The organism is Actinosynnema sp. NPDC049800 (genome assembly GCF_040656635.1).
GTDB lineage: Bacteria > Actinomycetota > Actinomycetes > Mycobacteriales > Pseudonocardiaceae > Actinosynnema.
The window spans coordinates 1-22,502 of the sequence record NZ_JBFAMT010000013.1 but is presented as its reverse complement, the minus strand read 5'-3'; the positions used below and the strand labels follow the sequence as shown (position 1 = coordinate 22,502).

Below are 22,502 nucleotides of genomic sequence, written 5' to 3'. Positions count from 1 at the left end.
AACCACCCGGAGGTATGAAACGACAGCCCTGCTCCGATACGGTGAGTGCTTCCGGAGTCTTCCCCGGGGCTGGGGTCGAGCACTACGCTCCCCGGCTGGTGGCACAGGTCGTCGCAGACCGTCGTGTCCCCGCGAGGGGTGGGGGTGACTAGCCGGCACCACCGCTCCTGTGCTGCAATTCGGCCCGAATTCGAGTCCATGCTTCGGTCCGCGGGGGAGAGGCCGGAACCACTGCTGCCGGAAGAGGAAGCCCAGGGTGGCCCGTCGAGAGAGAGGTCCCAGCCAGTCAGGCGTGGGGATTACACCGCGCTCCGAAAGGCCCGGAACGGGTGACGGACTGGTTGCGCTGAGTGATGGAACTGTGACCGAGCAAACGGGACCGACGACGGGCTCGACCGCGGCCGGACGGGTCGAGCCGACCCGCACGGCCGGCTGGCGCCTGCGCAACTGGCGACTGCCCACCAAGCTGACGGCCGTCCTGCTGATCCCGACCATCGCCGCGGTCGCGCTCGGCGGCCTGCGCGTGAACTCGGACCTCGCCGACGCGGCGGACCTCAACCGGCTCGCGAACCAGATCCAGCTGGAGTCGGCGGTCGCCGACCTGGTGCAGCAGCTGCAGCGCGAGCGCGACCTGAGCGCGAGCCACGTGGCGTCGGGCAAGCAGCTCGACCGCGTGGTCCTCGACCGCCAGCTGCGCCGCGTCGAGGACACCGTCCAGGCCCTCAACGCCAAGATCGTGGACCTCAGCGCCGACCTCGACGACGAGGTGGTGACCCGGTTCCGCCGGGCGTCCAGCCAGCTCAACCGGCTCAACAGCCTCCGCAACGCGGTCCGCGAGACGCAGTACCCGTCCGACGCCGTGATGCGCACCTACTCCGAGTCCGTGGAGAGCCTCCTCGACCTCGGCGAGCAGGCCATCGCCGGCATCAACGAGCCCGAGCTCGTGCGGCTGCACCTGGCCACCAACGCCATCGCCCGCATCAAGGAGCAGGAGTCGCGCAAGCGCGGCATCATGCTCGACGTCTTCCAGCGCGGCGCGTTCGGCCCGGGCCAGGAACGCCAGCTGCTGGCCGCGAACGCCGAGCTGGACGCGGCCCGCAACGACTTCCGCAAGTCCGCCACGGCCGACCAGGCGAAGATCTACGACGACACCGTCACGGGTCTGATCGTCGACACCGCGAACGACATGCAGGAGACGGCGCTGAACCTGGCCGCCGCCGACAAGCCGATGACGTCGCTGCGCCCGGAGAAGTGGGACATCGCGTCCACGCTGACCGTGAACCTCACCCGGGACGTGGAGAACCTGCTGCTGGAGCAGCTGCAGAACCGGACCGACGAGCTGACCGGCGTGGCCCGCGCCGCGGCGTTCCGCGACTCCGGCATCGTGCTGGGCGCGTTGCTGCTGGCCCTGGTCATGGCGCTGTTCGTGGCCCGCTCGATCCTCAACCCGCTGCGCACGCTGCGCCGCACCGCGCTCGCGGTGGCCGACCACGGCCTGCCCGAGGCGGTCAACCGGATCCTCGCCGACCCGAACCCGCAGGAAGCGGCGAAGACGGCCATCGCGCCGGTGCCGATCACCACCCGCGAAGAGGTCGGCCAGGTGGCCCGGGCGTTCGACGCGGTGCACGGCGAGGCCGTGCGGCTGGCCGCCGAGCAGGCCCTCCTGCGCGACAACGTCAACTCGATGTTCGTCAACCTGTCCCGCCGCTCGCAGGCCCTGGTCGAGCGCCAGCTGAACCTGATCGACCGGCTGGAGCAGGACGAGCAGGACCCCGACCAGCTGGCCAGCCTGTTCGAGCTGGACCACCTCGCCACCCGCATGCGGCGCAACAGCGAGAACCTGCTGGTCCTGTCCGGCACGGACCTGTCCCGGCGGCTGACCCGCCCGGTCCCGGCCGCCGAGGTGCTCGGCGCCGCGGTGTCCGAGGTCGAGCAGTACGCCCGCGTGCAGGTCGGCCAGACCCCCGAGCTCACCGTCCAGGGCCGCGCGGTCAACGACCTCGTGCACCTGATCGCGGAGCTGCTCGACAACGCCACCGCGTTCTCCGACCCGGTGACGAAGGTCACCGTGCGCACCGCCCGCACCCGCAAGGGCGAGCTGGCGATCGAGATCCAGGACCGCGGCGTCGGCATGGGCGAGCAGGAGATCAACGACGCCAACGAGCGGCTGGCCGACCCGCCGGACGTGGATGTCGCGGTGTCCCGCCGGATGGGCCTGTACGTGGTCGCGCGGCTGGCCAAGCGGCACGACATCAAGGTGCGGCTGCGGTCGAACGAGGACATCGAGGGCGGCACCACCGCGCTCGTGCTCGTGCCCGACACGCTGGTCGCCTCGCCCGGCGCGATGGGCTCCCCGATGGGCGCCGAGCCCGCCTCGGCGTTCGGCGACTCCGGTTTCGCGGACGCCGGGTTCGGCGACTCGGCCGGGTTCGGCGACGCCGCGGGCTTCGGCGACTCCGGGTTCGGGACGACGGCGCAGCGCGCGTCCGGCATCGCCGGCGCGTTCGGCACCGGCACCGTGTCCCGCCTGGACGACGACGCGAGCTTCCCGAGCCTGCCGCGCGTCGAGGAGGAGCCGGCGTTCCCGGTGAGCTTCGTGCAGGGCCAGGGCGAGCAGGACCCGGCCCGCGTGCCCGCCTTCGGCGAGGCGCCGGCGTTCGGGCAGGCGCCCGAGGAGACCCCCGCCGAGGTGTCGCAGCCGTGGATGCGCGCGGCGGACGAGCGCGACGTGGAGCGGGAGCCGGAGGGCTCGTTCGGCGAGCCGACCCTGTTCACCGCCTACGAGGACCGCTCCGAGCACGACGCCGACTACGAGCACGGCTTCGAGACCACCCAGTTCGCGCCGCTGGACAGCGGCTTCCTCGTCGAACCGGAGCCCGAGCCCGCCCCGGAGCCCGCGCACCGCAACGGCTCGGCCCCGCAGGCCGCGCCCGCGGCCAGGGAGGTCGACCGCGACCTGGACGCGCCGACCGAGCGGCTGCCGATCTACGAGGCGGTCCTCTCGCAGTGGTTCCAGGCCGTGGGCAGCGAGACGTCGGCGGCGACCGCGCAGGCGGTGCCACCGGCGCCGGCCGCGGAGCCGGAGCCGGTCGAGTCGGCGCTGCCGACCCGCAGGCCGCGCCCGATCCCGCCGGTCGCGCCCACCACGTCGGCCGACCCGTTGCCCTCGCGAGGGCTGCTCGACTCGGGCCAGAACGCCCAGCCCAGGCGCGAGCAGGAGGGCGGTGCGCTGCCCCAACGGGGCGAAGCGACGACCGACCGCGCCGAGGGCACTAGTCTGACCGAGGGCGGGCTGCCCAAGCGGCGGCCCGGATCACCCAACAACCTGCCCAAGCGCGCCGCGGAGGTGTCCCGCGTGACCGAGCCCGAACCGGTCGCCGAACCCGAGCCGGCCGCGCCCGCCGCCGAGGCGGTGTGGGAATCCCCCGCCGACGAGGGCTGGCAGGCGGCACAGGCCTTGCTGAACAAGGCGCCCGAGACCACGACACAGGCGGGGTTGCCCAAGCGGGTGCCCAAGGCTCAGCTTGTGCCGGGATCCGCCGCACCGAAGCCGACGGCCTCGGAGCGGCAACCGCAGCGGCCCCCGCTGCCACCACGATCGGCTGACGCGATCCGTGGACGCATGTCGAGTCTTCAGCAGGGCGTCCGTCGAGGGCGACACGCTTTGATCGACGCTTACGCTGGTGACATGTCGAGCCGGCAAGACGAGGAGCAGGAGTGACGACCGCAGCTCAGCCAGGCAGCTTTGGTTGGCTTATCACCGACTTCGTGCGCCGGGTTCCCGGTGTGGCACATTCCGTGGTCGTGTCGGCGGACGGGCTGTTGCTCGCCGGCTCGCAGGGCCTGCCCCGCGACCGCGCCGAACAGCTGTCCGCCGTGGCATCCGGGCTCGTCAGCCTCACGGCGGGCGCGGCTCGGTGCTTCGAGGCGGGCACGGTCAACCAGACCGTGGTCGAGATGGAACGGGGCTACCTGTTCCTGATGTCGATCAGCGACGGGTCGTGCCTCGCGGTGCTCGCGGCCCCCAACTGCGACATCGGCCTCGTCGCGTACGAGATGACGTTGCTGGTCGAGCGCGTGGGCCAGCAGCTCACCCCGGAGCTGCGCGCGCAGCTCCAGGGCGTGGTTCGGCGGTAGATCCTCATGAGATCGTGGGGGTGAAGGTAAATGGCTGAACGATCTGGCGCCGGCGGCCGACGCTTCGGTAGGAACTTCGACTACCAGGAGTGGGCGGTCGGCGGCTTCCAATTCGCTGAGCCGGATGCCGACCCCGCACAGGACGAGGAAGCCGAGGACGCACCCAACTCGTGGCGAGGCCGCCGGGCGGAACAGGCGCAGCGGTCACGGGTCGAAGGCACAGGGCAGGGGCAAGGCGATATGTCTCAGCGTGAGGTTGACGACTCGTCGTACGACTACGACGACGTTCCCAACCGGTTCGACATCGACGGGTACGGCAGCGGCCTGTTCGGAGGTCCGGGAGCCGATCTCTTCGGCGCGCACGGCCTGCCGGACAGCGTGCCGGAACAGGTGCCCTACACGACCGGCCCGCAGCCGGTCGTGCGGCGCGAGGAGAACCCCGCGGCGGAGTCCGGGTCGCTGGTCCGCCCGTACACCCGGACCGGTGGCCGGACCCGGCCCGACTACGACCTCGCGATCGAGGCGCTGGTGTCGACCAGCGAGCGAGGTCTCGAACGCGACGCGGCCGTGCTCCCCGAGCACCGGTCGATCTGCGGGCTGTGCACCGACACCAGGTCGGTGGCCGAGGTCGCCGCCCACCTCCGGCTCCCGCTCGGCGTGGCCAGGGTGTTGATCGGCGACATGGCGAGCATGGGTTTGGTTTTGATTCATCAGGGTGGCTTGATCACGGGGGACAAGCCGTCCATTGATTTCCTTGAGAGGGTGCTCAGTGGGCTTCGCAGGCTCTAGCCCCAACGCGGCCGATGGCGAACGGAAGCCGACGACCTCCGCGAAGATCGTGGTGGCCGGTGGCTTCGGCGTGGGCAAGACTACGTTCGTCGGTTCCGTGTCGGAGATCGTTCCGCTGACCACCGAAGCGGTGATGACGGAGGCCAGTGCGGGGGTCGACGACCTCTCGGCGACGCCGAACAAGGTCACCACGACGGTGGCCATGGACTTCGGTCGGGTGTCGTTGGACCAGGATCTGATCCTGTACTTGTTCGGGACACCGGGTCAGCACCGGTTCTGGTTCATGTGGGACGACCTGGTGAAGGGTGCGATCGGTGCGATCGTGCTGGTGGACACGCGTCGGTTGGCGGACGCGTTCGCGTCGATCGACTTCTTCGACGACCGGCAGTTGCCGTACGTGGTCGGGGTGAACTGCTTCGACGGTCTGCTGCACCACCGGATCGAGGATGTCCGGGAGGCGTTGACGATCGACCAGTCGGTGCCGATAGTGACGTGCGACGCGCGCAACCGGCAGTCGACCAAGCAGACGTTGATCACGCTGGTCGAGCACGCCATGCGCCAGTGGATGTCGGTCCGCGCGGGTTGATCGGCTTCCCGGTCGGCCGGTGCGGGTGGTGACGGTTTCGCGTCGAAGGGCGGTCTCCTCGTAGGAGGCCGCCCTTCAGCGTCCGTCGACCTGGCTCGGCGACGGTCCTCGTCGGTCGTCCGGTTGGGCCAGGCGGAAGCCGAGGATGAACGCCTGCGTCCGGTTGCGCGCGTCTTCACGGGCGCGTGCCATGTCGCGGCCGGCTTCGCCGTCACGGCGAGCCTTGTCCGCCTTGACGTCCTTCCACGAACGAGCCATCGGTCAGTCCCTCCACGGGCGTGCGTGCGGTCGGCGAGGTGCTCGGGCGAACCTCCGATCGGCCACCGGGACGTCGCGTTCGCACCAGCTCCGCCGATCGCGGCCTCTCCTTGTCCCGGCGGTGCCACCACGTCGAAGGGCGGTCTCCTCGTAGGAGGCCGCCCTTCGACGTGCCCGAGCAGGCGGGGGTGGCCCGGCCGTTCGACGCACGGGTGGTGTGCGGCGCGAGCACCGCGACTCGACGCTAGGGCGTGAAGGGTTCACCGATCGGGTGATCATCAGTGCCGAACGGGGGGTTACGCGTCGTCACCCTCGACCAGGGCGGCGGACGTGATGCGGTGCAGGGGGAACCGGCGCACCTCGCCGTAGCTGACGTCGACGCCCTCCAGCACGCCACCGCCCACGACCTGCGGCGTGATCACGCGGCGGGCCGCCGTGCCGTGGCCGTCCACGAAGTCGACCAGCACGCTGCGACCCTCCCGCGCCGCCCGCTGCAGCAACGCGAGCGTGGCCGACGGTCCCGCGCCCAGGTGACCCGGCACCGAGACCCGCGCACCGCCGGTGGTCGTCGCCGCGCGGTCGCCCGCCCGCACCAGCCGCACCAGCTCGTCCAGCTGCTCGTCCGACGGCGCGCCCGGCTGCACCGGCCTGCGCCGCCCCTTGCCCGCGATCCGCCGGCCACCGGCCCGCAGGTCCAGCACGTGGCCGTCCGGGCCCTCGGCGGCGGGCGCGAAACCGGCCTCGCGCAACCCGTCCAGCACCTCCGCCAGCGGCAACGGGCTGACCAGCACGGTCGGCGCGATCTTGCGCAGCGCCAACCGCTCGGCCGCGGCGTGCGACATCACCTCGGTGATCAGCACGGGGTCGTCGCAGCGCAGGAACGACCCGGCCGCACCACCCCGCAACCGGCCGTGCTTTCGCGCCGCGTCGTCGATCAGGTACGTCAACGACTGCGGCACCGGCGTGCGCGACCGGGTCTTGAACAGCTCGTGCAGGTCGGCGGCGCTGCGCCCGGCGTCGAACGCCCGCCGCACCGAGCCCTCGCGCACCCGGTAGACGGTGGCGCTGCCGGCCGACTCGACGTCCGCGACCAGCGCGATCTCGTCGGCCAGCTCCGGGTCCAACCGCCCGGGCGCGACCACGGTCAGGTCGGCCTGCACCAGCACGTGGTCGACCGGCGCGGGCAGCGCGTCGCCCAGCCGCTTCGCCGCCGCGCCGGGACCCTCGGACAGCAGCGTGCGGCCCTGGGCGGTGATGGCGTTGTGCGCGAGGACGCCGACCTGCGTGCCCTCGTCCACGGTCCACCGCACCAGCTCGTCGCGCAGCCGCCCGCCACGCCGCGGCGCCCGCCACGCCAGCACGGCGGCCAGCTCGTCCGGCTCCATCACGGCGGTGCCGGGCTCCAACGCGGCCAGCGCCTCGAGGATGCGCTTGCGGTCACGGGGCGCGCCCGGCCGGTTCAGCTCCGGCGCCAGCGGGTTGAGCAGCCGGTCCCGGTCGTCGCGCCGCCCGATCAGACCGGGCAGCCGGGGCAGGTCGAGCCACGCCTGGGCCAGCGTCGCCCACCGGTGCTCGGGCGCGGCGACCAGCCACGCGTCGGTCTGCGTGGTGGGCACCCACTCGGGTTCGAGGCCCTCGGTGTCGGCGACCAGGCCCGCGTTGACGACCAGCTCGACCAGCAGCGCGGCCCGGCGCTCGTCCACGTCGAGGTCCTTGGCGAGCTTGCGCAGCTCCCGCACGCCGACGCCGCCCGACCGCAGCACCGCCGGCGGGTCCTCCGACCAGCTCTTGAGCAGCGTCTCCACGTGCCGGCAGAGCTCCAACGCCTCCCCGCCGCCGGTGTGGTCGACGTCGGACGGGTCGCGGCGGAACGTGGTGAGCGGCGGTTCGGTGGTCTGGATCGCGCCGAGCGGTCGGTCGCCGCGCACCTTCAGCCCGATCTCGCGGGGCAGCTCGACGGTCTGCGCGTCGCGCCGGACCAGCAGGCCGCGGGCGAGCAGCTTCTGGATCGGCGTGCGGGCTCCCGCGAGGGAGACGACGTGCGCGGCGTCCTTGGTCTGGCCGACGGGCGGACCGGCCGCGAGGGTCTGCAGGACGCGGAGCTCGTCGGGGTCGAGGGCGGTGAGGTCGGCGGTGGCGAGCCGGGGCACCGAGCGGCCGAGGCCGCAGGGGAACGGGTTGACCGCGTCACGGCTGGCCGGCGGGGTGCTGAGCGCGTGGTCGCCGCCCCAGAGCAGGGCACGGGCGCGCAGCGCGTCGAGCGGCGCGCTGATGTCGGTCGGCCCGAACAGCTCCTGCACGGCGGTCCGGCCGACCGGCGCGAGGTCGGCGTCCAGCACGAGCAGCGCTTCGAGGACGGTCAACGTCAGCGTGTCGAGGTCTTCACAGGCCCGCGCCACGGACGCCCGCGACCCGATGCGGGTGGCGAGCACGGTCGTGTCCGCCGGTGGGGGCGTGGCCAGGTCCGGCCGGGCGCGCAGCAGAGCCACGAGCGCGGAGTCGTCCTGCGCCCGCAGCCACTCGGCGAGGGTCGTGCCGGACATCCTCACCACGGTATATGCCGACCACCCGCACCGGGCCGGCCAGCCCCCGCAACCCTGCGGTCGGCCGGAATCGCCGGACCCCGCCCGGCGTCAGTCCGCGGTGGGTTCGGCCGGCCAGGCGTCGCGACCGGTCAGGTGCAGGACCAGGGCGGCGATGTTCCACGCGTCGTCCGCGCCGCGGTGGTGCCTGCCCTCCAGCGGCAGGTCGGCGATCCGCAGGGCCTGCGCCATCCCCGGGCGCTTGCGCAGCCCGTGCGCCCGCGTGAACACCAGCTTCGCGTTCCAGTGCCGCCTACCGAACGGGTACGGCACGCCCGTCGCCCCGCACTGCCGCGTGAACTGCCTGCGGTCGTAGTCGCCCCAGCTCGCCCACGGCCTCGAACCGGCCCGGTGCTCGACGGCCAGCTGCCGGCACGCCTCGGCGAAGTCCACGCCGCCGTCGACCTCCGCCTGCGTCAGGCCGGTCAGCTCGGTGCAGAACGGGCTGACCGCGGAACGCCGCGGTCGGACCAGGAGCCGGTGCTTGCCGACCCGTTCGCCCGACGCGAGGTCGACCTCGGTCAGGCCGATCTCGATGATCTCGCTCACCTGGCCGGGCGGCGGGTCGCCCGCCCAGCACGTGGCCTCGATGTCGACCACGTTGAGCAGTGCCGTCGTGTCGCTCACCGGCCCGAGGGTAGGGATCACACCGGTGACGTGGCTCTCGCTTTTCGCCGCCGGGCACCGCGCGTCGTCACCCGGGCGGATGAGGCACACTTGTCCCGACGAAGGCACGACCGAGGAGGAACCGTGGCCAAGGCCCGCCCCGAGCGCATCGACCCGCACTGGCCGGAGCCGCCCGCCGACGGCAAGTACGCCGTGTCCGAGCTGGCCAGCGACGTGCAGGGCGCGATGTCCCCGTTCGGCAAGGTCACCTTCCCGCTGCCGGTCGAAGAGCTCGGCTACCACCACCCCGTGACGGAGATCAACCGCTAGCCCGGACGCGCGCGGCCGTCGAGCCGCGCGCGTTCCGTATATCCGCGCGGACTACGCTCGATCCCTCTTGAGCTGTGCTGTTCTGGGAGGTTCGATGCCGGTCCCCGGCCCTGGTTACTCGATCACCGTCCGGCTGGAGGCCCCGCCGTCGGCGTCGGCCGCCGGCGACCTCACCTCGGCCGTCGGCCGGGCGGGCGGCGTGATCACCGCGTTCGACGTCGTCGAGTCGCACACCGACCGGGTGATCATCGACCTCACCTGCAACGCGCTGTCGGCCAACCACGCCAAGGACATCACCGACACCCTGGAGCTGCTGCCCGGGATCGTGGTCCGCAAGGTGTCGGACCGGACGTTCCTGGTCCACCTCGGCGGCAAGATCGAGATCTCGTCCAAGGTGCCGCTCCGCAACCGCGACGACCTCTCCCGCGCCTACACGCCCGGCGTCGCCCGCGTCTGCATGGCCATCGCGGAGAACCCGGACGACGCCCGCCGGCTCACCATCAAGCGCAACACGGTCGCCGTGGTCACCGACGGCTCGGCCGTGCTCGGCCTCGGCAACATCGGCCCGGCCGCCGCGCTGCCCGTGATGGAGGGCAAGGCCGCGCTGTTCAAGAAGTTCGCCGGCGTCGACGCCTGGCCGGTCTGCCTGGACACCCAGGACACCGAGGAGATCATCCGCGCGGTCGAGCTGATCGCGCCGGTCTACGGCGGCATCAACCTGGAGGACATCGCCGCGCCGCGCTGCTTCGAGATCGAGGCGCGGCTGCGGGAGAAGCTGGACATCCCGGTCTTCCACGACGACCAGCACGGCACCGCGATCGTCGTGGTCGGCGCGCTGCGCAACGCCCTGCGCGTGGTCGGCAAGAAGATCACCGACTGCAAGGTCGTGGTGTGCGGGGTCGGCGCGGCGGGCAGCGCGATCATCCGGCTGCTGCTCAAGCAGGAGCCCGGCGACGTGGTGGCGGTCGACGTGGACGGCATCGTGCACCGCGACCGGCCGGGGCTGGACGACAACCTGAAGTCCGTCGCCGCGTCGACCAACAAGGAGAACGTCAGCGGCCGGCTGCACGACGCGCTGGTCGGCGCGGACGTGTTCATCGGCGTGTCGGCGCCGAACCTGTTCGGCGCCGAGCAGGTCGCCACGATGAACAGCGACGCGATCGTGTTCGCGCTGGCGAACCCGGACCCGGAGATCGACCCGATGGAGGCGCAGAAGCACGCCGCCGTCGTGGCCACCGGGCGCAGCGACTTCCCGAACCAGATCAACAACGTGCTGGCGTTCCCGGGCGTGTTCCGGGGCCTGCTCGACGCCCACGCCCGCACGATCACGGACTCGATGCTGATCGCGGCGGCCAACGCCATCGCCGACGTGGTGGACGGCGAACGCCTCAACGCCTCGTTCATCGTGCCCAGCGTGTTCGACACCTCGGTCGCGCCCGCGGTCGCCGAGGCGGTCCGGAAGGCCGCCACCGAATCCGCCTAGCATCGCGGGTATGAGCAACCAGTTCACCCACCTGGACGCCGCCGGCGCGGCACGCATGGTCGACGTGTCCGAGAAGGAGCCGACCACGCGCACGGCGGTGGCCTCCGGTGTCCTGCGCACGACGGACGAGGTGGTGGCGTTGCTGGGCAGCGACGGGCTGCCGAAGGGCGACGCGCTGGCCACGGCCCGCATCGCCGGGATCATGGCGGCCAAGCGGACCTGGGAGCTGGTGCCGCTGTGTCACCCGATCGCGTTGTCCGGGGTGAAGGTTGACCTCGTGCTCGGCGACGCCGAGGTGCGCATCACCGCGACCGTCCGCACGACGGACCGCACGGGCGTGGAGATGGAGGCGTTGACGGCCGTGTCGGTGGCCGGGCTGACGCTGCACGACATGGTGAAGGCGGTCGACCCGGCGGCGTCGCTGGACGCGGTGCGGGTCGAGCGCAAGGAGGGCGGCAAGACCGGCCTGTGGGAGCGCCCGTGACGGCCGGCTCCGCGCCCGTGACGCCTGGCCCCGCGGTCCGGACCGCGCGCGTGATCACGGCGTCGAACCGGGCGTCCGCCGGTGTGTACGCCGACCGCGGCGGGCCGATCATCGTGGCGTGGCTGCGGGAGCGGTCCTACGACGTGCCGGACCCGGTGGTCGTGCCGGACGGCGAGCCGGTGGCCGACGCGCTTCGGGCGGCCGTGGCGGACGGTGTCGCGGTCGTCATCACGACCGGTGGCACGGGCGTGAGCCCCACCGACCGCACGCCGGAGGCGACCAGGTCGGTGCTGGACTTCGAGGTGCCGGGTGTGGCCGACGCCATCCGCATGTCAGGCTGGCCCCGCGTGCCGACGTCCGTGCTGTCGCGCGGGGTGGCCGGTGTGGCGGGCCGCACGCTCGTGGTGAACCTGCCGGGCTCGACCGGCGGGGTGCGCGACGGGCTGGAGGTGCTCGCGACCGTGCTGGAGCACGCCGTCGACCAGGTGTCCGGAGGTGACCACGCATGACCGAGGTCCTGCGCGCGACCGTCAGCGATCAGCCGCTGTCCGTGGACGAGCACGCCAAGCTCGTGGAGCACGCGGCGGCGGGCGCGGTGGTGACGTTCGCCGGGGTGGTGCGCGACCACGACCACGGGCGGTCGGTGCGCGAGCTGGAGTACGTCGGGCACCCGACGGCCGGCGCGGTGGTGGCCGAGGTGGTGGCGGACGTGGTGGCCCGGTTCGAGGGCGTGCGGGCCGTCGCCGTGTCGCACCGGGTCGGTCCGCTCGCGATCGGGGACGTGGCGCTGGCCTGCGCCGTGTCCGCCGACCACCGGGGTGAGGCGTTCGCGGTGTGCTCGGAGCTCGTCGACGAGGTGAAGCGGCGGCTGCCGGTGTGGAAGCGCCAGGTCTTCACCGACGGCACCGACGAGTGGGTCAACATGCCCTGACCAGGGCCACGGGGAACCCGGCGACGAGATCCCCGACAACCCGGTGCGGACCCACGACCGGCAGGTCCGACCGGGGCGACGACAACTCGGTGACGGGAACTCAGCCCGGAAACGGGTCGGGGACCCCGGATCGCCGAGGGGGGCGGTCCGGGGTCCCTGTTCCGTCGTGCACCGACTCGCGCCGGCCACGGATCACTTGGTGGCGATCTTGTGACCCGGCAGGATGAGGTCGGCGTTCGGGATGAACTGCTTGTTGAGCTCGTGCAGCTTGGCCCAGCCGCCTTCGACCTTCAGCTCCTCCGCGATCTTCGACAGGCTGTCGCCGGCCTTGATCTCGTAGTCGCCGTTCGGGTTGGAGGACGGCAGCGCCACGGTCACGGGAGCGGGGGCCTCCTGGACCGGCGCGGCCTGCTGGACCGGCGCGGGGGCGGCCTGACGCGGCTGCGCCGGGGCCGGGGCGGTCCTGGCGGGCGCGGGGGCGCCGCCGAGGCCCTTCGGCCCGCAGACGGGCCAGGCGCCGATGCCCTGGGTCTTCATCACGTTCTCCGCGACGCGGATCTGCTCCTCGCGGGAAGCCTGGTGGGGCATTCCGGAACCACCGTGCGCGGTCCACGTGGACGGCAGGAACTGCAGGCCGCCGTAGTAGCCGTTGCCGGTGTTGATGCTCCAGTTGCCGCCACTCTCACACGCGGCGACCGCGTCCCAGTTGACGCCGGACTGCGCGTTCGCGGTGCCGGCGGCCATGGCCAGCGGCGCGCCGACGATGACGCCGGCGACGGCGACCTTCGCGATGCTCCGGGCGGTGGAACTGGTGGTCGGACGGTGCTTGCCTCGGTAAGAAGCCATTTCCCTCTCGTCCACCCGCACCTGCGCGTCCGGCTCGGGTTCGGGCCCGGTACGCCGTTCGGCTTGATTCCTGTCCGGTGGTTGTCTCTCGCTCGGGGGTGTTCCGGGACACCGTTGGACAGGTTCGGTGCGAGGCGTCCCGGTCTAGCTCTGGTCGGTCGGGGCCAACCGAGAAGCGACGGTACGTAACCGGGAGGCTCGCGCCAAATGATCTGCCATGTGACGCACATCACTGTAACGCGACCGAGTGACTCCCCGACCGTCCCGTTTAGCCAGCTCAGGGCACCGTTACCGGTCTGTTTCCGTTCCGAGATTCGCCGAGATCAATCACCGTAAGTGAGGTTTAGCTCACGTACTAAGCCGCAAGGGTGGAGAAGCCTCATCCCCCGGCGAAGGGTGGCAACACGTCGAGTTGCGCCCCGGACCACACGGCCGTGTCATGATCGCGAACGGCCACACCGTCCAACAGGTAGCTGCACGCGGGCAGCACGCGGGCCGCTTCCGCGCCGTGCCGGCCGCGGACCGCCTCGATCGCGGCCCGCACCGTGGCCGCGTCGCCGGGCAGCTCGAAGCTCTCCTCCGCCACGCCCACCGCCGCCCTGGCGCCCGCGAAGTACCGCACCGTCAGCCGCACCTCACCCTCCGATCGCGCTCATGGGCCGGTCGGGCTGGCTGAACCCGGCCGAGTTGATGCCGTGCCCGGCGGCCTTGGCCCACGAGTTGCCGCGCCACACGTGCGCGATGTCCTCGTCCGACGCGCCACCGCGCAGCAACGCCCGCAGGTCCGTCTCCGACCGGCTGAACAGGCAGTTCCGCACCTGGCCGTCGGCGGTGAGCCTGGTCCGGTCGCACGCCGAGCAGAACGGCCGGGTGACCGACGCGATCACGCCGACCACGGCCGGGCCGCCGTCCACCAGCCACCGCTCGGCCGGCGCGCCGCCCCGCTCGCCCGGCTCGGGCGTCAGGGTGAACCCGGTGCTCAGGGACTCGAGGATCTCCTCGGCGGTGACCATGTCGTCGCGGTTCCAGCCGTGCTGCGGGTCGAGCGGCATCTGCTCGATGAACCGCAGCTGGTAGCCGTGCTCCAGGCAGTGGCGCAGCAGCGGCACGGCCTCGTCCTCGTTCACGCCGCGCATCAGCACGGTGTTCACCTTGACCGGCGTCAACCCGGCGTCGCGGGCGGCGGCCAGGCCCGCGAACACGTCCGCCAGCCGGTTGCGGCGGGTGAGCCGGTGGAAGCGCTCGGGGTCGAGGGTGTCGAGCGAGACGTTCACCCGGTCGAGGCCCGCGGCGACCAACCCGGCCGCGCGCTTGGCCAAGGTCAACCCGTTCGTGGTCATCGAGATGCGCGGCCGGGGGTCGAGCGCCGCGGTCGCCGCGATCACGCCGTCCAGGCCGGGCCGCAGCAGCGGCTCGCCGCCGGTGAACCGGATGTCGGTCACGCCGAGGCGGGTCACCGCGATGCCGATGAGGCGGGTGAGCTCGTCGTCGGAGAGCAGGTCCGGCTTCGGCAGCCAGTCCAGGCCCTCGGCGGGCATGCAGTAGGTGCACCGCAGGTTGCAGCGGTCGGTCAACGACACGCGCAGGTCGGTGGCGATCCGGCCGAACCGGTCCACCAGCAGGGGTGAGTCCGGTCGCTCGGAGGTGTCCGGGTTGCCGCGCACGGCGGGTAGCCCCAACTCGACAGCTGTCACCCCTGCCAGGGTAATCGGCTGACACTTGTGGGTGCTGGTGGAAATGGGGGACGGCGGCGGGCGGTGAGTTGGGCGAAGATGCCGAACACGTTCGCCGGAACCACGGGTCGGAACGCTAAATTGCCTGACATGAGCAGTGAGCACGAGGTGCCCGCGGACGTGCTGGAGCGGTTCAGCGTCTACGCGCGGGAGACCAGCGCGCTCACCGTCCTGTTCCACAGCCGGGTGGCCGAGCGGATGGGCCTGTCGCCGACCGACGAGAAGTGCCTCGACCTGGCCCTGCGGGCGAGCGGCCCGATCACCGCGGGCAAGATCGCCGAGCTGTCCGGGCTGTCCACCGGCGCGGTGACCGGCGTGATCGACCGGCTGGAGCGCGCCGGCTACGTGCGGCGGGTCCGCGACCCGCACGACCGGCGCAAGGTGCTCGTCGAGGTCACCGTGGCGGACGGGGGCAAGTTCGACCACCTGTTCGTCGGCGCGCAGGAGACGCTGCGCGAGGTGCTGTCGCGCTTCACGCCGGCGGAGCGGGACGTGCTGGAGCGCTACAACCAGGCGCTCATCGAAACGTTCCGGCGACGCGTGATCGAGGCCTGAGCCGGCAGCATGTCCGCCATGGCCGCTCAGTGGAACTACCTGATGGACATGGACGGCGTGCTCGTGCACGAGGAGCACCCGATCCCGGGGTCGAGCGAGTTCGTCGCCGAGCTGACCGCGAACGGCATCCCGTTCATGGTGCTCACGAACAACTCCATCTACACCCAGCGCGACCTGCGGGCCCGCCTGGCCCGCACGGGCCTGGAGGTGCCGGAGTCCGCGATCTGGACCTCGGCGCTGGCCACCGCCAAGTTCCTCGACTCGCAGCGGCCGGGCGGCTCGGCGTACGTGATCGGCGAGGCGGGCCTGACCACGGCGCTGCACGAGATCGGCTACGTGCTGACCGACCGCGACCCGGACTACGTGGTGCTCGGCGAGACCCGCACCTACAGCTTCACCGCGATCACCAAGGCGATCCGGCTGGTGGAGGAGGGCGCGCGGTTCATCGCGACGAACCCGGACGCCACCGGCCCGTCCCGCGAGGGCTCGCTGCCCGCCACCGGCTCGATCGCCGCGCTGATCGAACGCGCGTCCGGCCGCGCGCCTTATTACGTCGGCAAGCCGAACCCGTTGATGATGCGGTCGGCGCTGCGGGCGCTGGGCGCGCACTCGGAGAGCACGCTGATGATCGGCGACCGGATGGACACCGATGTGCGGTCCGGCCTGGAGGCGGGGTTGCGCACGATCCTGGTGCTCACGGGGATCTCGACGGAGTCGACGGCCGAGCTGTACCCGTACCGGCCGACGCGGGTGGTCAAGTCGATCGCGGACCTGGTCGGCAACTCGGCGAACCCCTTCCCGGACGGGCTCGCGGACGAGGGCTGAGCCCGGGGCCGGAGCCGTGGGCCGACGTCCGGGAATAGTCGGTGGTCGGGGCTAGCTTGATCGGCCATGGGAATCAATCACCTGGCGGTCATCGAGGAGTACAGCGGGTCCTTCACCAAGGCGGTCGTGGGCAACCTCGGCGCACCGGTGCCGAGCTGTCCGGGCTGGACCGTGGACGACCTGGTCGCGCACATGGCCGAGGTGCAGTCCTGGTGGACCGCCGTCGTGCTGGCCAAGGCCGCGTACCCGGACGAGGAGGCGGCGCGGCGGGCCGCCGACACCGGGCCGGACCGGATCGAGGGGTGGCGGGAGATCAGCGCCCGGTTCGTCGCCGTGCAGGAGGACTACCTGCGCGTCGGCGGGCCGGACGCGCCGGTGTGGGTGTTCTGGAACGAGGAGAAGCGCGACACGGCGGCGGCGCTGGCCTCGCGGCAGGCGCACGAGGTGGTCGTGCACTGCTGGGACGCCCAGCAGGCGGCGGGCGCGGTCGAGCCGATCCCGGCCGAGCTGGCGGCGGACGGGGTGGACGAGTTCCTGGAGCGCTTCCTCAACGGCAAGGAGTGGGAGGGCGGGCCGCTGGTGCTCCAGCTGGCGGCGACCGACACCGGCGCGACGTGGCTGCTCGGCACGGACGGGTCGGCCAGGCCGGCGCGGCTGGCCGGGGGCGAGCCGGACGTCCGGGTCAGCGGCACGGCCGAGCAGCTGTACCTACTGCTGTGGCGGCGCCTCGGGGTGGAGGAGCTGACCGTGGCGGGCGACCGCGCGAAGGTGGACGCGCTGCTCGGGTGGCCCAAGCTGTCGTGACGGGAAGCCGCCCTCGGCGGAGGGCATCCCGTTGATCCGGTCGGCCATCCGCTCGGCCCGGTCGCGCAGCAGTTCGGCGCGGCACGAGCCGGGGCCGCCGAACGCCGCGCCCAGGCGGTCCAGCAGGTCCGCCTGGAGGCGCAGCCACTCGATGTGCTGCCACGGGTGCCAGTTCGCGCCCGCCCGCGCGGCCACCGAGACCATCGCCTCGTCCAGTTCGCCGGCGACCTGTTCCAGTTGCTCTCTCATGGTGGGTGAGAGCCCGCCGGCCGGCTTTCGTCACGGCAAACCACCCGGATCTCACCCTGACGGGTGAGGTTCGCGGTGGTGCGGCCGAAGCGTCCGGGCCGAGCGCTGATCGACTTTTGCGCACCACACCCCCGCGTCGCTTATCGTCGCAGGTGTGGAACGACCGCTCTTCGTGGTTGGCGACGTGCACGGGCACCTCGCCGAGCTGACCCGCGCCCTGCACGCCTCGGGCCTGGTCGACGCCGACGGTGACTGGTGCGGCGGTGACGCGGAGCTGTGGTTCCTCGGCGACTTCGTCGATCGCGGCCCCGACGGGATCGGGGTGATCGAGTTCGTGATGCGGCTGGCCGAGCAGAGCGGCGGCCAGGTCGACGCGCTCATCGGCAACCACGAGGTGCTGCTCCTGGGCATGCACCGGTTCGGCGACCGCAACGTGCCCGGCGCGCCGACCCCGCGCAGCTTCGCCCGCAGCTGGCTGCTCAACGGCGGCCTGCGCAGCGACCAGGACCGGCTCACCGACGCCCACATCGAGTGGCTGACCTCCCGCCGCGTGCTCACCGAGGTCGACGGGCACCTGCTGATGCACTCCGACACCCTCGCCTACCTCGAGTGGGGCGACACGATCGACGAGGTCAACGAGGCGGTGTGGGACGTGCTCAAGGGCGACGACCTGGACCACTGGTGGGAGTGCTGGCGCAAGATGACCACCCGCTACGCGTTCCGCGGCCCGGACGGCGCGCTGGTGGCGGGCGAGCTGCTCGAGGTGCTCGGCGGGCACGAGGTGGTGCACGGGCACAGCGTCATCGCCGACCAGCTCGGCGTGCCGCCGGAGGAGATCGACGGCCCGCTGCGGTACGCCGACGACAAGGTGCTGGCGGTCGACGCGGGCCTCTACAGCGGCGGTCCGTGCCTGGTCGTCCAACTGGCGGACCAGGCGGAGTAGGCGCAGCATTGCCCCACCCGCAAGTCGGGCCCCACCCGCAAGTCGGGCCCCGACCGCTGACGGCCCCACCCCAGGAGGGCTCCACCCCGCAAGGAGGAGCGACATGCTCACCGCGACGCGGACCACGACGATCCTGCCCGTGACCGACTCGGACCGGGCGGCCCACTTCTACGCCGACCGGCTCGGCCTCACGCCGCTGGGCGGCAGCGACGACGGCACCCGCCTGTTCGAGCTCGGCCGGGGCGACGTGCTCGGCCTGATGCCCGCCGAGGAGGGCGCGCAGAGCGGCCACACCGTGCTGAGCTTCGAGGTCGACGACCTGGACGCCGAGATGGGCGAGCTGGAACGGCGCGGCGTGCGGTTCGAGGACTACGACCTGCCCGAGCTGAAGACGGTGAACCACGTCGCCGTGCTCGGGTCGGAGAAGGCGGCGTGGTTCCACGACAGCGAGGGCAACGTGCTGTGCCTGCACGAGGTGACCGGCTGACGGGCCCCGGGCCCCGGGCGCGTTCGGGGACGGGTCAGGGGAGGGAGACGATCTCCTTGCCCAGCGGCATCAGGGAGACCGGCACCATCTTGAAGTTCGCCACGCCCAGCGGGATGCCGATGATCGTCACGCACAGCAGCACGCCGGTCACCACGTGGCCGATGGCCAGCCAGATCCCCGCGACGACGATCCACACGACGTTGCCGAGCAGGGACGGCGCGCCGGCGCCGGGCCGGTCCACGACCGTGCGGCCGAACGGCCACAACGCGTAGTTCGCGATGCGGAACGACGCCAGCCCCCACGGGATGGTGATGATCAGCACGCAGCACACCACGCCGGCGACCACGTACCCGACGGCCAGCCAGAAGCCGCTCAGGACCAGCCAGATCAGGTTCAGGATGAGCCTCACACCTCCATCTTGCCCGATTAAGCTCCCGTCCCGTGCTGAACAAACTCCGCTGGGGCGTCGTGGCGACGGGCGGCATCGCCGACGTCGTCACCGGTGACCTCCGCCTGCTGCCCGACGTCGAGGTGCTCGCGGTGTCGTCGCGCGCGCTGCCCAAGGCCGAGTCCTTCGCGGCCAAGCACGGGATCCCGCGCGCGTACGGCGACTACGCCGACCTGCTGGCCGACCCGGACGTGGACGTCGTCTACGTGGCGACGCCGCACGTCCAGCACCACGCGGTGACCCGCGCGGCGTTGGAGGCGGGCAAGCACGTGCTGTGCGAGAAGCCGGCCACGCTGACCCTGCGCGAGCTGCAGGACGTGGTGGACCTGGCGTGCGAGCGCGGGCTGTTCTTCATGGAGGCCATCTGGACCAGGTTCAACCCGCTCATCGTGCGGATGGCGGAGCTGGTCGCGGACGGCGCGATCGGCGAGGTCCGGTCGGTCCGGGCGGACTTCGGCTTCACGCTGGAGCACGACCCGGCGCACCGGCTGTGGAACAAGGCGCTGGGCGGCGGGTCGTTGTTCGACCTCGGGATCTACCCGGTGTCGTTCGCGCACCTGCTGCTGGGCGAGCCGGAGACGGTCCAGGCGCACGGGCGGATGGTCGGCGGTGTGGACGCCGAGATCGGGATGCTGCTCGGCTACGAGGGTGGCGCGCACGCGCTGCTGGGGTCGTCGTTGGTCAGCCCGCTGAAGTCCGGCGCGGTCGTGTACGGGACGCGCGGTCTGGTCGAGCTGCCGGAGGCGTTGTTCAACCCGAGCCGGATCGTGGTCAACGGGGTGGAGCACCGGCACGAGCAGGAGGGCGCGGGGTACGTTCCACAGCTGCGCGAGGTCGTGGACCGGGTGCGGGCGGGTGAGACGGAGAGCCCGTCGATGCGGCCCGCCGAGTCGTTGGCGATCCTGCGCACCCTCACCAGGGCCGCCGAGCGGGTGGGCCTGACCTACGACGACGTGGCGGTGGGTTGAGCATGGGCAAGAAGTGGGTGCTCGCGGCGGTGGCCGGGCTGGTGGGCGCGGCGGGGTTGGTCGTGTTCTCGCGCCGGGGCGCGGGGAGCGACGAGCCGGTGCGGCCCGCGGCGGTGCGCACGCGTGAGGTGCCGCGACGGGCGGACGCGCGGCGGGTCGTCGTGGCGCGGCAGGTCGGTGCGGGGAAGGTCGGGGCCGGGAAGGCCGGGGCCGGTAGGGGCGGTGCGGGGAAGGCCGGTGTGCGGCGGGTCAGGGTCGCGGCGCGGCGGTGACGGTCAGTCGGCCAGCAGCGCTTCGGTCACCTGGATCACCGACTCGACGCGGCGGCTGCTGGGCGTGAGCAGGTGGCTCAACGCCATCCGCACGATCGTGTCCGCGATCAGGTGCACGCGCGCGTCCGGCATCGTCGGCCAGTGCTTGCGGAGGTGCTGGGCGAACACCGAGGTGGCGAACGTCAGGACCGGTCGCCCCTTGGTGGTCAGCAGGGGCAGCATGTCCTCGGCGTTCGCGCCGCCCAGCACGGACTTGGCCAGCGCGTCCCGGGCGGCCAGGTCGAACGCGAACCTGATGGCCCGCCGCAGGCCCTCCACGGGGTCGGGCGTGCTCGCCAGCTGCGCGCGGACGCCGTCGAGGAACTCGGCGGTCTTGTGCAGCGCCACGGCCTGCACGAGCCGCTCCTTGTTGCCGAACTCGTTGTAGACGGTCTGCCTGCTCACGCCCACCTTGGCGGCGACCTCCGCCATGCGCAGGCCACGTGAGCCGTGTGCGGCGATCAGGTCCACCGCCGCGTCGAGCAGCGCCCGGGTGAGTTCCGTCACGGCGCAAAGCTTTGCACAGCGCATAGGGTGCGAACCGTGCCTTTGACCGTGGGTTTCGACCTGGACATGACGTTGATCGACCCCAGGCCGGGCATGGCCGCCGTGATGGACGCGGTCGCGGCGGAGAGCGGCTACCCGCTGGACGGGGCCCACTTCGCGGCCAACCTCGGCCCGCCCCTGGACATGATCTACCGCGACTTCGGCGTGGTCGAAGAGGACATCCCGGGGTTGATCGCCCGGTTCCGCGAGCTGTACCCGGAGGTCGTCATCCCGGCCACGGTCGCCCTGCCGGGCGCGGCGCAAGCGCTTGCGGCGGTGCGTGAGCTGGGCGGGACGACGATCGTGGTCACCGGCAAGTACCGGGCCAACGCGGCGCTGCACCTGGCGGCGTTGGACTGGGAGGTGGACCACTTGTTCGGCGAGCTGTGGGCGGCCGGCAAGGCCGAGGCGCTGAAGGCGCACGGCGCGGCCGTGTACGTGGGCGACCACGTGGGTGACGTGCGCGGTGCGAAGGCGGCCGGTGCGGTGGCCGTGGGCGTGGTGAGCGGGCCGTGCGACGCCGCGGAGTTGACGGCCGAGGGCGCGGACGTGGTGCTGGCGGACCTGACGGAGTTCCCGGGGTGGCTGCGGGCGAACGTCGACCGGCTCAGCGCCGGGGCCGGGCGTTCCGCACCGCGCTGAGCACGCCCAGCGCGAGACCCGCGGGGGCGAGCAGCCAGCCCGCGGCGAACACCCAGGCGGGCAGGCCGCGTTCGCCGGCGATGAACATCGCGACGATGGCCGCCACGCCGAGCGCGAACAACGCCACCGCAGGCGGCATCAGCTTCGAGGTCGACATGGCTGAAGCGTAGTCGCGGGTGGGGGCGGGTGCGGGCGGGGCGGTGCGGGTACGGGTGCGGGCGGTGCGGGTGTGGGTGGCGGGCGGTGGGGTGGCGGGGTGGCGCAGTCGCGCGATCGGAGGTGCCCCGGCGGTGGTGTTCTGGATAGTCTGGTGGGACGCGCCTTGGGCACGCCCCGGGGCGCGTTCGTCGTGTGATCGCATAAGGATTGGTGAGAACGGTGCCGACCGGCAAGGTCAAGTGGTACGACTCGGAGAAGGGCTTCGGCTTCGTCACACAGGACGGTGGCGAAGACGTCTACGTGCGGAAATCCGCGCTGCCTCCGGGTGTCGAGGGCTTGAAGGCCGGTCAGCGGATCGAGTTCGGCATGGCCGAGGGCAGGCGCGGTCCGCAGGCGTTGTCGGTCCGGCTGGTCGACCCCGCGCCGTCGGTGGCCGAGGCCCGTCGTCGGCCGGCTGAGGAGCTGCACGGCCTGGTCGAGGACATGATCAAGCTGCTGGAGATGAAGGTGCAGCCCGAGCTGCGGCGGGGGCGGTACCCGGATCGGAAGAACACGAAGCTGATCGCCGAGGTGGTTCGGGCGGTGGCGCGGGAGTTGGATCCGTAAAGCCCGAGCGGTGTGGTGGTTGGTGGTTGTGCGTTGGTGGTCGGGTTTGGGGTCGGGCCGGTGGTCACGCTCGGGTCCGGCTGCTCGGGTCAGGTCCGGCTCGATTTGACATGGGGCCCTTACGGGCACTCCAGGCTGGTCGAAGCCGGCAGGCCCGGCGGGGAAAAGCGTCCCGCCGGGCCGCAGCGTGAACG

Annotated in this window: 26 protein-coding genes and 1 pseudogene; 17 read left to right on the top strand and 10 right to left on the bottom strand. The window is 72.2% G+C overall.

The window, feature by feature from the left end:
- Positions 1-361 precede the first annotated feature (361 nt).
- The 4 genes from AB0I91_RS17830 to AB0I91_RS17815 are packed head-to-tail and all read left to right on the top strand — an operon-like array spanning position 362 to position 5,512.
- The gene (locus AB0I91_RS17830; protein ID WP_499637553.1) at positions 362-3,721 is read left to right on the top strand and encodes a sensor histidine kinase; all 3,360 of its coding nucleotides are present in this window, start codon (positions 362-364) and stop codon (positions 3,719-3,721) included.
- Positions 3,718-4,137, top strand: coding sequence for a roadblock/LC7 domain-containing protein (locus tag AB0I91_RS17825; RefSeq protein WP_033442969.1), 420 nt, complete (start codon positions 3,718-3,720; stop codon positions 4,135-4,137). Before AB0I91_RS17830 ends, AB0I91_RS17825 begins: the two co-directional genes overlap by 4 nt.
- Positions 4,138-4,167: 30 nt before the next feature.
- Positions 4,168-4,926: a DUF742 domain-containing protein gene (locus tag AB0I91_RS17820; RefSeq protein ID WP_498777650.1), complete on the top strand. Its 759-nt coding sequence runs from the start codon at positions 4,168-4,170 to the stop codon at positions 4,924-4,926.
- Positions 4,907-5,512, top strand: coding sequence for a GTP-binding protein (locus tag AB0I91_RS17815; RefSeq protein WP_230569779.1), 606 nt, complete (start codon positions 4,907-4,909; stop codon positions 5,510-5,512). The genes AB0I91_RS17820 and AB0I91_RS17815 overlap by 20 nt, the downstream gene beginning before the upstream one ends.
- Before the next feature lie 75 nt (positions 5,513-5,587).
- On the opposite strand, the gene AB0I91_RS17810 is transcribed toward AB0I91_RS17815, so the two are convergent.
- The 3 genes from AB0I91_RS17810 to AB0I91_RS17800 form a co-directional block, all read right to left on the bottom strand.
- Positions 5,588-5,770: a hypothetical protein gene (locus AB0I91_RS17810; RefSeq protein WP_498777648.1), complete on the bottom strand. Its 183-nt coding sequence runs from the start codon at positions 5,768-5,770 to the stop codon at positions 5,588-5,590.
- A 296-nt stretch (positions 5,771-6,066) separates the two neighbouring features.
- The gene (locus tag AB0I91_RS17805) at positions 6,067-8,313 is read right to left on the bottom strand and encodes a helicase-associated domain-containing protein (RefSeq protein ID WP_499612046.1); all 2,247 of its coding nucleotides are present in this window, start codon (positions 8,311-8,313) and stop codon (positions 6,067-6,069) included.
- Between the two features lie 90 nt (positions 8,314-8,403).
- Positions 8,404-8,979 carry a 3'-5' exonuclease gene (locus tag AB0I91_RS17800; protein ID WP_499637550.1) on the bottom strand — a complete coding sequence of 192 codons (576 nt, stop codon included), beginning with the start codon at positions 8,977-8,979 and terminating at the stop codon, positions 8,404-8,406.
- Positions 8,980-9,102: 123 nt separating this feature from the next.
- Here AB0I91_RS17800 and AB0I91_RS17795 point away from each other — a divergent pair, with 123 nt between their 5' ends.
- From AB0I91_RS17795 to AB0I91_RS17780, 4 genes and pseudogenes are all read left to right on the top strand, one after another.
- Complete coding sequence (locus AB0I91_RS17795) at positions 9,103-9,288, top strand: hypothetical protein (RefSeq protein WP_498777641.1); 186 nt, start codon at positions 9,103-9,105, stop codon at positions 9,286-9,288.
- 94 nt (positions 9,289-9,382) lie between these two features.
- Positions 9,383-10,771: an NAD-dependent malic enzyme gene (locus AB0I91_RS17790; protein WP_230569782.1), complete on the top strand. Its 1,389-nt coding sequence runs from the start codon at positions 9,383-9,385 to the stop codon at positions 10,769-10,771.
- Between the two features lie 10 nt (positions 10,772-10,781).
- Entirely contained in the window at positions 10,782-11,255 is a 474-nt protein-coding gene (gene moaC / locus AB0I91_RS17785) for a cyclic pyranopterin monophosphate synthase MoaC (protein ID WP_230569783.1), read from the top strand.
- A gap of 17 nt (positions 11,256-11,272) precedes the next feature.
- A pseudogene (locus AB0I91_RS17780) lies at positions 11,273-12,186 on the top strand (molybdenum cofactor biosynthesis protein MoaE).
- A 192-nt stretch (positions 12,187-12,378) separates the two neighbouring features.
- Here AB0I91_RS17780 and AB0I91_RS17775 read toward each other — a convergent pair.
- The 3 genes from AB0I91_RS17775 to moaA form a co-directional block, all read right to left on the bottom strand.
- Positions 12,379-13,032, bottom strand: coding sequence for a LysM peptidoglycan-binding domain-containing protein (locus tag AB0I91_RS17775; RefSeq protein ID WP_230569786.1), 654 nt, complete (start codon positions 13,030-13,032; stop codon positions 12,379-12,381).
- Positions 13,033-13,411: 379 nt separating this feature from the next.
- Complete coding sequence (locus AB0I91_RS17770; protein ID WP_498777638.1) at positions 13,412-13,666, bottom strand: MoaD/ThiS family protein; 255 nt, start codon at positions 13,664-13,666, stop codon at positions 13,412-13,414.
- Position 13,667: 1 nt separating this feature from the next.
- On the bottom strand, positions 13,668-14,726 hold the full coding sequence (moaA, locus tag AB0I91_RS17765) for a GTP 3',8-cyclase MoaA (protein WP_498777636.1): 1,059 nt from the start codon (positions 14,724-14,726) through the stop codon (positions 13,668-13,670).
- A gap of 129 nt (positions 14,727-14,855) precedes the next feature.
- On the opposite strand from moaA, the gene AB0I91_RS17760 reads away from it, so the two are divergent.
- The 3 genes from AB0I91_RS17760 to AB0I91_RS17750 all read left to right on the top strand — a co-directional run bounded on the left by AB0I91_RS17760 (position 14,856) and on the right by AB0I91_RS17750 (position 16,949).
- Positions 14,856-15,320 (top strand): MarR family winged helix-turn-helix transcriptional regulator, encoded by a 465-nt coding sequence (locus AB0I91_RS17760; protein ID WP_499612051.1) that lies wholly within the window; start codon positions 14,856-14,858, stop codon positions 15,318-15,320.
- A gap of 18 nt (positions 15,321-15,338) precedes the next feature.
- Positions 15,339-16,145, top strand: coding sequence for an HAD-IIA family hydrolase (locus AB0I91_RS17755; RefSeq protein WP_498777631.1), 807 nt, complete (start codon positions 15,339-15,341; stop codon positions 16,143-16,145).
- 66 nt (positions 16,146-16,211) lie between these two features.
- Positions 16,212-16,949 (top strand): maleylpyruvate isomerase family mycothiol-dependent enzyme, encoded by a 738-nt coding sequence (locus tag AB0I91_RS17750; protein ID WP_499637547.1) that lies wholly within the window; start codon positions 16,212-16,214, stop codon positions 16,947-16,949.
- Here AB0I91_RS17750 and AB0I91_RS17745 read toward each other — a convergent pair.
- Positions 16,854-17,198 (bottom strand): hypothetical protein, encoded by a 345-nt coding sequence (locus AB0I91_RS17745; protein ID WP_498777624.1) that lies wholly within the window; start codon positions 17,196-17,198, stop codon positions 16,854-16,856. The two genes, AB0I91_RS17750 and AB0I91_RS17745, sit on opposite strands and share 96 nt — an antisense overlap.
- Before the next feature lie 154 nt (positions 17,199-17,352).
- Between AB0I91_RS17745 and AB0I91_RS17740 the strand changes: the two genes are divergently transcribed.
- Both AB0I91_RS17740 and AB0I91_RS17735 read left to right on the top strand, forming a co-directional pair.
- Positions 17,353-18,141, top strand: a complete 789-nt coding sequence (locus tag AB0I91_RS17740; RefSeq protein WP_498777622.1) for a metallophosphoesterase — start codon at positions 17,353-17,355, stop codon at positions 18,139-18,141.
- Positions 18,142-18,244: 103 nt separating this feature from the next.
- Positions 18,245-18,628, top strand: coding sequence for a VOC family protein (locus AB0I91_RS17735; RefSeq protein WP_498777620.1), 384 nt, complete (start codon positions 18,245-18,247; stop codon positions 18,626-18,628).
- A 34-nt stretch (positions 18,629-18,662) separates the two neighbouring features.
- On the opposite strand, the gene AB0I91_RS17730 is transcribed toward AB0I91_RS17735, so the two are convergent.
- Positions 18,663-19,037, bottom strand: coding sequence for a YccF domain-containing protein (locus tag AB0I91_RS17730; RefSeq protein ID WP_498777618.1), 375 nt, complete (start codon positions 19,035-19,037; stop codon positions 18,663-18,665).
- A 32-nt stretch (positions 19,038-19,069) separates the two neighbouring features.
- Here AB0I91_RS17730 and AB0I91_RS17725 point away from each other — a divergent pair, with 32 nt between their 5' ends.
- A complete protein-coding gene (locus AB0I91_RS17725; protein ID WP_498777616.1) occupies positions 19,070-20,044 on the top strand; it encodes a Gfo/Idh/MocA family protein in 975 nt (324 codons plus the stop codon).
- 2 nt (positions 20,045-20,046) lie between these two features.
- Positions 20,047-20,316: a hypothetical protein gene (locus AB0I91_RS17720; RefSeq protein ID WP_499637543.1), complete on the top strand. Its 270-nt coding sequence runs from the start codon at positions 20,047-20,049 to the stop codon at positions 20,314-20,316.
- Positions 20,317-20,319: 3 nt separating this feature from the next.
- On the opposite strand, the gene AB0I91_RS17715 is transcribed toward AB0I91_RS17720, so the two are convergent.
- Entirely contained in the window at positions 20,320-20,862 is a 543-nt protein-coding gene (locus AB0I91_RS17715; protein ID WP_498777610.1) for a TetR/AcrR family transcriptional regulator, read from the bottom strand.
- Positions 20,863-20,898: 36 nt separating this feature from the next.
- Here AB0I91_RS17715 and AB0I91_RS17710 point away from each other — a divergent pair, with 36 nt between their 5' ends.
- Complete coding sequence (locus tag AB0I91_RS17710; RefSeq protein WP_498777607.1) at positions 20,899-21,543, top strand: HAD family hydrolase; 645 nt, start codon at positions 20,899-20,901, stop codon at positions 21,541-21,543.
- Here AB0I91_RS17710 and AB0I91_RS17705 read toward each other — a convergent pair.
- A complete protein-coding gene (locus AB0I91_RS17705; RefSeq protein ID WP_498777603.1) occupies positions 21,509-21,700 on the bottom strand; it encodes a hypothetical protein in 192 nt (63 codons plus the stop codon). The two genes, AB0I91_RS17710 and AB0I91_RS17705, sit on opposite strands and share 35 nt — an antisense overlap.
- 221 nt (positions 21,701-21,921) lie before the next feature.
- Here AB0I91_RS17705 and AB0I91_RS17700 point away from each other — a divergent pair, with 221 nt between their 5' ends.
- Positions 21,922-22,308: a cold-shock protein gene (locus tag AB0I91_RS17700; RefSeq protein WP_498777880.1), complete on the top strand. Its 387-nt coding sequence runs from the start codon at positions 21,922-21,924 to the stop codon at positions 22,306-22,308.
- Positions 22,309-22,502: the final 194 nt, after the last annotated feature.